We start from the raw sequence: 2,285 nt of genomic DNA on the forward strand, positions 1-2,285 counted from the left end.
GTGCTGGGCAACAACGGCGCCACGCTGAAGAAGTTCGGCAAGAAGATCGCCGCCTTCATCGAGGAAGAAGGCACCAACGAGGCCATGCAGGAGTTCGTGAACCCGCTTGCCGACCTCGGCGACAAGGTCAACAAGCTCACGCAGGAACTGGGCATGAAGGCCTTTGGCAACCCGGATGAGGTCGGCGCCGCGGCGGTGGACTATCTGCGCGTGGTGGGCCACATGACCTTCGCCTTCTTCTTCGCGCAGGCCGCCAAGATCGCTCTGGCCAAGAAGGACAGTGGTGACCCGTTCTACACGGCCAAGCTGGCCACGGCGCGCTTCTATTTCGCGAAGCTGCTGCCCGAGACGGCGACGCTGATCCGCACCTGCCGTGCGGGCCTGGCGCCGCTGATGGAAATGGAAGAAGCTCTGTTCTGAACCGCTTGATGAACGACAAGGATGCCCCGATGAAATTCCTGTTCGCTGCTGCCCTGCTGTTGCCCGCGTTTGCGTTCGCGCAGACTTCACCCGTGGGCCTGTGGAAGACCATCGACGACGACGGCAAAACCGCGAAGTCGCTGGTCCGCATCAGCGAACAGGGGGGCACCCTCGTCGGCAGCATCGACAAGCTGCTGGACCCGAGCGCGGAGCCCAACGCGAAATGCGACAAGTGCAAGGATGACCGCAGGGACCAGCCCGTCGTCGGCCTGCAGATCATCCGCGGCGTGAAGACCGAAGGCGACGGCATCTGGGGCGGCGGCGAGATCCTCGACCCTAATAACGGCAAGACCTACCGCACCCGCTTGAAGCCGGTGGACGGTGGCAAGAAACTGGAGATGCGCGGCTACATCGGCCCCTTCTACCGCACGCAGACGTGGATTCGCGTGGAATGAAGTGGCCCCTCGCCCAGGCTGCCGCGCTGCACGCGGGCCAGCCTGGTCGGTCCCCCGAGGGGACGGCGATGCTTGCGGCGTTGAGCCGCAAGCACATCGCCAGCCGGGCCGGCTTGGGGCGGCCCGGCGCTCGGCCCGAAGGGCAATGAACAACTGGCAAACATGGAGAAAGAAATGAGTCGATTCCAAGTCCGCAAGGTCGCCGTGCTCGGCGCCGGCGTGATGGGCGCGCAGATTGCGGCCCACCTCGTCAACTGCAAGGTGCCGGTCGTGCTGTTCGACCTGCCTGCGAAAGAAGGCGCCAAGAATGGCATCGTCACCAAGGCCGTCGACGGCCTGAAGAAGCTCAAGCCGGCCCCGCTGGGTGATGCATCGGAAGCCGCGCTGATCCAGCAGGCCAATTACGAAGAGCACCTGGAAGTCCTGCGCGGCTGCGACCTCATCATCGAGGCCATTGCCGAGCGCATGGACTGGAAGCTCGACCTGTACACCAAGATCGCGCCCTTCGTCGCACCGCATGCGATCGTGGCTTCGAACACATCTGGATTGAGCATCACCAAGCTCTCCGAAGTGCTGCCCGAAGAAATCAAGCCGCGCTTCTGCGGCATCCACTTCTTCAACCCGCCGCGCTACATGGCCCTGGTCGAGCTGATCAACACGCCGACCACGCAGCCGGAGATCCTCGACCAGCTCGAAGCCTTCGTGACCACGTCGCTGGGCAAGAGCGTCGTGCGCGCCCACGACACGCCCAACTTCGTCGCCAACCGCGTCGGCATCGCCGGCATGATGGCCACGATGATCGAGGCCGAGAAGTTCGGCCTGTCGGTGGACGTCGTCGACGACCTGACCGGCAAGAAGCTGGGCCGCGCCTCGTCGGGCACCTTCCGCACCGCGGACGTCGTCGGCCTGGACACCATGGCCCACGTCGTCAAGACGATGCAGGACAACCTGAAGGACGACCCCTTCTACTCGACCTACGCCACGCCCAAGGTGCTGGCCGGCCTGATCGAGAAGGGCGCCCTGGGCCAGAAGACCGGCGCCGGTTTCTACAAGAAGGTCGGCAAGGACATCCAGCGCCTGGACTTCGCCACGGGCGAGTACGTCGCCGGCGGCAAGAAGGCTGACGAGATCGTCGCCCGCATCCTGAAGAAGGCGCCGGCCGACCGCCTCRAGCTGCTGCGCGAGAGCACCAACCCGCAAGCCCAGTTCCTGTGGGCCATCCTGCGCGACAGCTTCCACTACGCGGCCGTGCACCTGAACACGGTGGCCGACACGGCCCGCGAGATCGACTTCGCGATGCGCTGGGGCTTCGGCACCACGCAAGGCCCCTTCGAGCTGTGGCAGGCGGCCGGCTGGAAGCAGGTCGCTGAATGGATCTCGGCCGACATCGCCGACGGCAAGACGCTGTCC

3 protein-coding genes are annotated in these 2,285 nt (G+C 65.0%); all 3 read left to right on the top strand.

The window, feature by feature from the left end:
- Positions 1-420 (top strand): acyl-CoA dehydrogenase C-terminal domain-containing protein (locus tag ACXJKR_RS30200; protein WP_457325986.1); only part of this gene is annotated, 420 nt, incomplete at its 5' end.
- A 29-nt stretch (positions 421-449) separates the two neighbouring features.
- Complete coding sequence (locus tag ACXJKR_RS30205) at positions 450-875, top strand: DUF2147 domain-containing protein (RefSeq protein WP_056203610.1); 426 nt, start codon at positions 450-452, stop codon at positions 873-875.
- Between the two features lie 174 nt (positions 876-1,049).
- The coding region (locus ACXJKR_RS30210) for a 3-hydroxyacyl-CoA dehydrogenase family protein (protein WP_457325987.1) at positions 1,050-2,285 on the top strand (1,236 nt) is incomplete at its 3' end.

Source organism: Roseateles sp. P5_E11 (genome assembly GCF_054049355.1).

Excerpts from the sequence above, each read along its gene's own strand:
- ACXJKR_RS30205 (WP_056203610.1), top strand. The coding sequence starts at position 450 with ATGAAATTCCTGTTCGCTGCTGCCCTGCTGTTGCCCGCGTTTGCGTTC.